A 7,312-nucleotide genomic window follows, 5' to 3' on the forward strand; every position below is an offset into this window, starting at 1 on the left:
GATCCTCCCGCAGGGGGAGGCCTACCTTCAGCGCAACAACATGGTCGTGCAGGATGGGCGGGTGATCCAGAAGCCAGGTCCCGACGCCGCATTGGGTCTGGTGAAGTTCGACATGCAGAACGAGCACGCCATCTACCTGCACGACACTCCGGCCAAGGCGCTGTTCGCCTCCGATCAGCGCCAGCGGAGCCACGGCTGCGTTCGCGTCGAAAAAGCCGTGGAGTTCGCCCGCTTCCTCGCGGAGCGCCACGGCGCTGCGGACGCGTTCGAGCCGGCGTTAGCTTCGGGCGAGACGACCGTGATTGAGCTGACCACCGAGATTCCCGTCCGGCTGCTCTATCATACCGCCGTGCTGGACCCGGACGGCGGCGTAAGGCTGGGCCCCGACCCTTACGGCTGGGACGCCAGGGTGGCGAAGGCGCTGGGGCTGGGGGGCGTGGAGGCGCCGCAACCGGACAGCGACGCCGAGGCTGCGGAGCTCGGGCCCTAGGCCGCCAGGGACGGGGCCGTCAGTCCCACCTCGCGCTTCACCTCGCCCACGGCGAGGCCGGGCACGGCGATGCAGTTGCCGATCAGCTTGCAGTTGGCCTGCACCCAGGCGCGCGGGCCTTAACGAGCTTTTCGGCATTGGCGACGAATATCGGCGTTCTGAAACGGATTCGTCGCCGCGATGCGCGATCGCGGAGCCGAGGGGAGGTCCGCGTTGGATAGAGCTACGCTCGCCGGCGGCGATCGCGCGGCCGAAGGGCGCTTCGGCATCGATACCTCATTGCGGCTTGGCCAATCGAGCCAGCGCGGCCGGATCGCGTCTGCAGGGGCGTTTGCGCTTCTGGCGCTCACCTTCCTGCCCTGGACGGCGGCGCTCGGCTGGGTGGCGGCGGTGCTGCTCTGGGAAGCGGCGATCACCCAGGTGCTAGATCGCTATGTGATGGGCCTGCCGCAGGAGAAGGCGCTCAACCTCTACGCGGTCTGCAACGTCGTCGGAGCCGGGATCTTCCACACGCTAGCCGTGCTCTCCCTGGCCCATGCCTCGCCGGTCGGGGTGGCCCTCGGGGTGGCCTGGCTGTCAGGCGCCTTCACAAACATCTTCGTCTACTTCGCCGGTTCGAGGCGGCTGCTCTGGCTGTCTCTGGCGCCCGGGATCGTGGCGGCCCTTGTCGGGCCGGCGCTCGGCTTCGGCTTCGGCCTCCCGGCGCTGGCGATCTCGATACTCGTCCTCTCGGGGCTGGTGGCGGCTCGGGGCTACGCACTCGACCACCAAGCGGTGCTGCGCCAGCTCTCCGACCGCCAAGTCGACCTCCTGGACCTCGAACGCAAGGTCTCCGTCACCCTGGAGGCGGCCGGCGACGGGCTGATCGAGTACGACCTTCGCAACGGGGCCTACTACGGCGACCGTAACTGGCTGGCCATGTTCGGCTATGCGCCGGGCGAGCTGGCCATGCCGATCCTGCACCTCGAGGACTTTGTCCACGCCGACGACCTGGACCGCCTGCGGAACAGCTACGCCGAGCACCTGGAGGGGCGCACGCCTCACACCACCTGCGAGCTCCGGATGCGCTGCAAGGACGGCGGCCACAAGTGGGTGCTGACCCGCGGCCGCGTCGTCGAGCGCGACGCCGCCGGCAGTCCCGTCCGCATCCTGGGCACGGTGATCGACATCTCCGCCCGCAAGGCGCTGGAGCAGGAGTTGGAGGCCGCGCGCGATGCGGCCGAGGCGGCGAACCTGGCCAAGAGCCAGTTCGTCGCGAACATGAGCCATGAGATCCGCACGCCCCTGAACGGCGTGGTCGGCGTCGCAGGCGCCCTGGCCCGGACCGGGCTCACGCCCCAGCAGCAGGAGATGGTCGGGCTGATCCAGTCCTCCGGCCACGTTCTGGAGCGGCTGCTGAGCGACATCCTCGATCAGGCCAAGATCGAGTCCGGCGCCTTCGCCCTCGAGACCGCGCCCTTCGATCTGCGCGCCGAGCTGGACTGCGCTGTCGAGCTGATGCGCGCCCGGGCCGACGAGAAGGGGCTGGCGTTCGAGATCGCCTATTCGGAGGCGGCCGACGGGGTGTTCGTCGGCGACGCCGTCCGGATCCGCCAGATCGTCTCCAACCTCGCCTCCAACGCCATCAAGTTCACCGACCAGGGCCAGGTCCGCGTCGCCGTCGCCCTGCAGGCGGGGGAGGGCGCCGCCGCCCGGCTGACCATCGCAGTCTCTGACACCGGGATCGGCATCGCGCCCGACGCGGCCGTGCGGCTGTTCCAGCGCTTCAGCCAGGCCGACGGCTCGATCTCGCGCCGGTTCGGCGGGACCGGTCTTGGGCTCTCGATCAGCCGATCCTTGGTCGAGCTGATGGGCGGCGAGATCGCCGTCGCCTCCGAGCCGGGACGCGGCAGCGTCTTCACCGTGACCGTTCCCCTGATCCGGGCCGAGTGCTCGGCCCCCGCCGCCGACGAGGACGCCCGCGCCGACGACGCCCTGCTGGCCCGGTTCGCCGGCCTGCGGGTCCTGCTGGCGGAGGACCATCCGACCAACCAGAAGGTCGTGCAGCTGATCCTGGAGCCGCTCGGCGTCGAGCTGCACGTGGTCGAAAACGGCGCCTTGGCGGTGTCGGCCTTCAACCCGGGCGGCTTCGACTTGGTGCTGATGGACATGCAGATGCCGGTGATGGACGGCCTGACGGCGGTGCGCGAGATCCGCCGGCGGGAGGCCAGGGCGGGCGCCGCGTCCGTCCCCATCGCCATGCTCACCGCCAACGCCTCGCCCGAGCACCGCCAGGCGGCCGAGGCGGCCGGGGCCGACACCCATGTCGCCAAGCCGATCACCCCGGAGAGCCTGATCGCCGGCATCGCCGCGGCGCTAAGTCCACAGGCGCAGGACACCGCCCGCTCTGCGTGACGTGGCCCCCGTCGCGGAACGGCATCATCTTGACTTAAAACAGCTTCACCCCACATCACGCGGCGCCTGATGACCGATCGCAGCGTTGACTGCGGTGCAAGTGAAAGCCCGCACGATGACGTTCGACCTTTTTGGCGCTGAGCCGCCGGATTTCCTGAACGGCGACACCCCGATGGGTCTGCGGATCTCCGCTCACGATTGGTCCGCGACGACCCTGGGAAAGCCCGCCACCTGGTCGCAGTCCCTAAAGACCCTGGTCGGGGTGATGCTCGGGTCGAGCCAGCCGATGTTCATCGTCTGGGGGCCGGAACAGCTCCTGCTCTACAACGAGGCCTATTCGGAGATCCTGGCCGAGAGGCATCCGGCGGCCTTGGCTCGCCCTTTTCTTGAGGTCTGGTCGGAGACCCGGGATGACCTGATGGAGGTCGTGGCGCAGGCCTACGGCGGCGAACCGGTTCACATGGCGGACGCGCAGCTGACGATCTGCCGCCGCGGTCAGGTCGAGCTGGCGTACTTCTCGTTCTCGTACACCCCGGTCTCCGACGAGGCGGGCCGCGTCGCCGGCTTTTTCTGCGCCTGCACCGAGACCACGCCGCGCGTCCTGGCCGAGCGCCGCCTCGTCAGCGAAGCCGCTCAGCAGCTGCGCCTTTTCGAACAGGCGCCGGGTCTGATCGCGATCGCGCGCGGCCCCGAGCTCACGTACGAGTTCGTCAATCAAGCCTATCGGAGCCTGTTCGGAGAGCGGGCGTACATCGGGCGGACTGTCCGTGAGGTGTTCCCGGAAGTCGAAGGGCAGGGCTTTCTCGAACTGCTCGACCGTGTGCTGGCCACCGGCGAGCGCATGGTGGTGCGCCACGCCCGCACATTGGTGGAGCGCGAGCCCGGCAGAACTGAAGAGCTGTACCTCGACTTCATCTACGAGCCGCTCACCGACGAGGGCGGTCAGGTGGTCGGCGTCATCTTCGAGGGCCACGATGTCACCGAGGCCGTACTGGCGACCCGGGCGCTGGAGGCCAGCGAGGCGAGGTTCCGCACCGCCCTCCAGATCGAAACGGTCGGCGCGATCTACTTCGACATGGAAGGACGGCTCACCGACGCCAACGACGCCTTTCTGAGGATGTGCGGCTATGACCGGGCCGACCTGGAGGCGGGGCTCCTGACCTGGCAGAAGCTGACGCCGCCGGAGTGGCTGGAGATTTCCGAGCAGGCGTTCGCCGAGCTGAGGGCGACGGGCAGCACGACCCCCTATGAGAAGGAGTACTTCCGCAAGGACGGCTCACGCTGGTGGGCGCTGTTCGCCGCCAAGCTATTGCCGGACGGAACCGGCTTCGAGTTCGTCCTCGACATCACCGATCGCAAGCGGGCCGAGGCGGCCCTGAGGGAGAGCGAGGAGGATTACCGTTACGCCGCCGAGCTCAATCCGCAGGTTGCCTGGACCGCCGCGCCCGACGGGCAGCTGGACCGCGTCGCTCCGCGCTGGCGCGAGTGGACCGGCAACTCAGGGCTGGGCTCCAGTTACGCCGAGGGACTCCACCCGGACGACGTCCAGCGCACCATCGACACCTGGTCGCGATCTGTAACCACAGGCGCCCCCTACGACATCGTGCATCGGGCGCGCCGCGCGAACGGCGATTATCGCTGGATACGATCGCGCGCCTCGCCGCGCCGCGATGCGCAGGGACGGATCGTGCGCTGGTACGGCACGACCGAGGATATCCACGATCAGAAGGTCGCTGAGGACCACCTGAAGCTCATGGTGCTCGAGCTGAACCATCGGGTGAAAAACAATCTCGCCACAGTGCAGGCCATCGCGGTGCAGACGTTGCGAGGCGCCGAGAGCACTACGGAGACCCGCGAGGCCTTCCTCAACCGCATCGGCGCCCTGGCCGCGGCGCACGACATCCTCACGCGAGAGCAGTGGGAGGGCGTCGGCATCGAGGAGATCGCGCGCGGCGTGCTCGATCCGCTGATCGGCGACAGGCGCCGCATCCGCTACCAGGGTCCGCACATCCGGCTGGCGGCGCGAACGGCGCTATCATTGTCGATGGCCTTCCACGAGCTCGGCACCAACGCGCTGAAGTACGGGGCCCTGAGCCGGCCTGACGGAACGGTTGAGATCGTCTGGGACCTGCGTTCCGGCGCAAAGGCGGCGTTGGCGCTGACCTGGACCGAGCGCGGCGGGCCGGCGGTGGAGCCGCGGGCGCATCGGGGTTTCGGATCGCGCCTGCTCGAACGCGGCCTCGCCGCGGAGCTCAACGGCGAGGTCAATCTCCGCTTCGATCCGCAGGGACTGACCTGCGAGCTTCGGGCGCCCCTTCCGCAGGACTAGCTAGCTGTCCGCGAACCCGAAAGGCGCCGTCGTGCGGCGGATGTCGTCGGGGAGGATCTGGCGGCCGATCGGCGGGGCGCTGCGGGCGGTGCACTCGGTGCGGTGGCACAGGCGGCAGGTGACACCGATGGGCGTGGCGGCCTCCGGCCGCTGGCCGGCGGGCCCTTGCGTGTAGATCAGCTTGTGGGCGTGCTCCTCGGCGCAGAGCAGGCCGATGGCGCGGTCGACGCGGGGCCGGCCGTAGCCGCCGCCGCCGGCGGTGACCGTTCGGGCGATTGAGAAGAACTTCTGCCCGTCCGGCAGCTCCAGCCACTGGGTGAGGATCTGCCGCGGCCGCTGGAAGGTCTCGTGCAGGTTCCAGAGCGGGCAGCCGCCGCCGTGGCGGGCGAAGGGGAAGCCGGCCCCGTCCAGCCGCTTGGAGACGTTCCCGGCCGGGTCCACCCGGATGAAGAAGAAGGGCGCCCGCTCCTGGCCGGGCTTCTGCAGGGTGGTGAGCCGGTGGGCGGTCTGCTCGAAGCTGGCGCCGAACTGGCGGGCCAGGGCTTCCACGTCGTAGCGGCGCGCCTCCACCGCCCGGGCGAAGGGCCCGTAGGGCATCATGATCGCCGCGGCCGCATAGCCGGCCAGCGCCCGGCGGGTCAGCCGCTCGCCGCTCTCGGTGGCGAAGCTGCCCTCGGCGAGCGCCTGGTCGATCTCCTTGCCCATCTCCAGGTAGGCGAGCTGCAGGGCCAGCTGGAACTTCTGGCTGGCGGCGTCCAGCTCGTCGTCCAGCAGGATCTCGCGCCGGTGGTGATCGAGCCGGCGCATGGAGCCCAGCATGACGCTGGCGGGGATCCGCCGGACCCGCAGGTTGTGGCGGTCCTTGAAGTAGCCGGGCAGGCTGCCGTCGTGGTCGGCGATCAGGGCGGCGAACTTCTCGGCCGCATCGTCCAGCAGCGGGAAGCAGTTGCGCCGCGCCGCCAGGAACCTGCGCGACTCATCCACCGGATCGGGCGCCTCGGAGCCTTCACGCCCCTCCGCGCCGCGGTCGGCGAGCGCCAGGTGCTCCTCCTGGTAGGCGGTGTAGAGGCGAAGGAAGGCCTCAGCCACGCCAGGGAAGTTGCCTGCCACGTCGCCGACTTCCAGCGAGGGCAGCTCGATGTCGGCGAAGATCGGGTCCTTAAGCACCTGCTGCAGCCTGGCCGAGACGTCGGCCCCGCCGCCGCCGGTCAGGCTGGCGATGTCCAGGTTGTAGGTCTGCGCCAAGCGCAGCAGCATCTCGGCGCTGAGCGGCCGGTGGTTGCGCTCCAGAAGAGCCACGTAGGAGGGCGAGACCTCCAGGTCCTGGGCCATGTCGAACTGGGTCAGCCCGCGCTCGCGGCGGATTCGCCGGAGCGCCGGGCCGAGGTAGAGGCGGCGGTCCGCGCGCATGGTCTCACGTCCGGTGGATGTAAGAACCTTACAACATAACTTCGAGGATCTGTAAAGTTATACTACTGCACTGCACAACGTATCGCCCAGCTCGCGCAGGCGCTGCTAAAGGCCCGGTCAACTTCAGTTTTTCGCCGAGGCCGCGTCATGCCCTATCAAGACCACATCATCGAGATGAGCCAGCTCATCAAGAGCAAGCAAGGCCCCTGGGACGGGATCAACCCCGAGGCCGTCGCCCGCATGCGCCTGCAGAACCGGTTCAAGACCGGCCTGGAGATCGCCCGCTACACCGCGGACATCATGCGCAAGGACATGGCGGCCTATGACGCCGATCCGGCCAACTACACCCAGTCGCTCGGCTGCTGGCACGGCTTCATCGCCCAGCAGAAGATGATTTCGATCAAGAAGCACTTCGGCACCACCAAGGGTCGCTACATCTACCTGTCCGGCTGGATGGTCGCCGCCCTGCGCTCCGAGTTCGGCCCGCTGCCCGACCAGTCGATGCACGAGAAGACCTCGGTCCCCGAGCTGATCGAAGAGATCTACACCTTCCTGCGCCAGGCCGACGCCCGTGAGCTCGGCGGCCTCTTCCGCGACCTCGACGCCGCCCGCAAGTCCGGCGACGCCAAGACCGAGCAGCAGATCCAGGACAAGATCGACAACTACGAAACCCACGTCGTGCCGATGAT

4 protein-coding genes and 1 pseudogene are annotated in these 7,312 nt (G+C 68.8%); 4 read left to right on the forward strand and 1 reads right to left on the reverse strand.

Features of this window, described 5'->3' with window-relative positions:
• From VHK87_RS13575 to VHK87_RS13585, 3 genes are all read left to right on the forward strand, one after another.
• The coding region (locus VHK87_RS13575; protein ID WP_329635427.1) for a L,D-transpeptidase family protein at positions 1-490 on the forward strand (490 nt) is incomplete at its 5' end.
• Positions 491-703: 213 nt separating this feature from the next.
• The gene (locus VHK87_RS13580; protein WP_329635428.1) at positions 704-2,884 is read left to right on the forward strand and encodes a PAS domain-containing hybrid sensor histidine kinase/response regulator; all 2,181 of its coding nucleotides are present in this window, start codon (positions 704-706) and stop codon (positions 2,882-2,884) included.
• A gap of 115 nt (positions 2,885-2,999) precedes the next feature.
• Positions 3,000-5,213: a PAS domain-containing protein gene (locus tag VHK87_RS13585; protein ID WP_329635429.1), complete on the forward strand. Its 2,214-nt coding sequence runs from the start codon at positions 3,000-3,002 to the stop codon at positions 5,211-5,213.
• Here VHK87_RS13585 and VHK87_RS13590 read toward each other — a convergent pair whose 3' ends face one another.
• Positions 5,214-6,623, reverse strand: coding sequence for a helix-turn-helix domain-containing protein (locus VHK87_RS13590; protein ID WP_329635430.1), 1,410 nt, complete (start codon positions 6,621-6,623; stop codon positions 5,214-5,216). It abuts the gene before it with no gap.
• A 147-nt stretch (positions 6,624-6,770) separates the two neighbouring features.
• On the opposite strand from VHK87_RS13590, the pseudogene VHK87_RS13595 reads away from it, so the two are divergent.
• A pseudogene (locus VHK87_RS13595) lies at positions 6,771-7,312 on the forward strand (hypothetical protein); the annotation flags it as partial.

Source organism: Phenylobacterium sp. (genome assembly GCF_036263695.1).
In the GTDB taxonomy this organism is placed as follows: Bacteria; Pseudomonadota; Alphaproteobacteria; order Caulobacterales; family Caulobacteraceae; genus Phenylobacterium.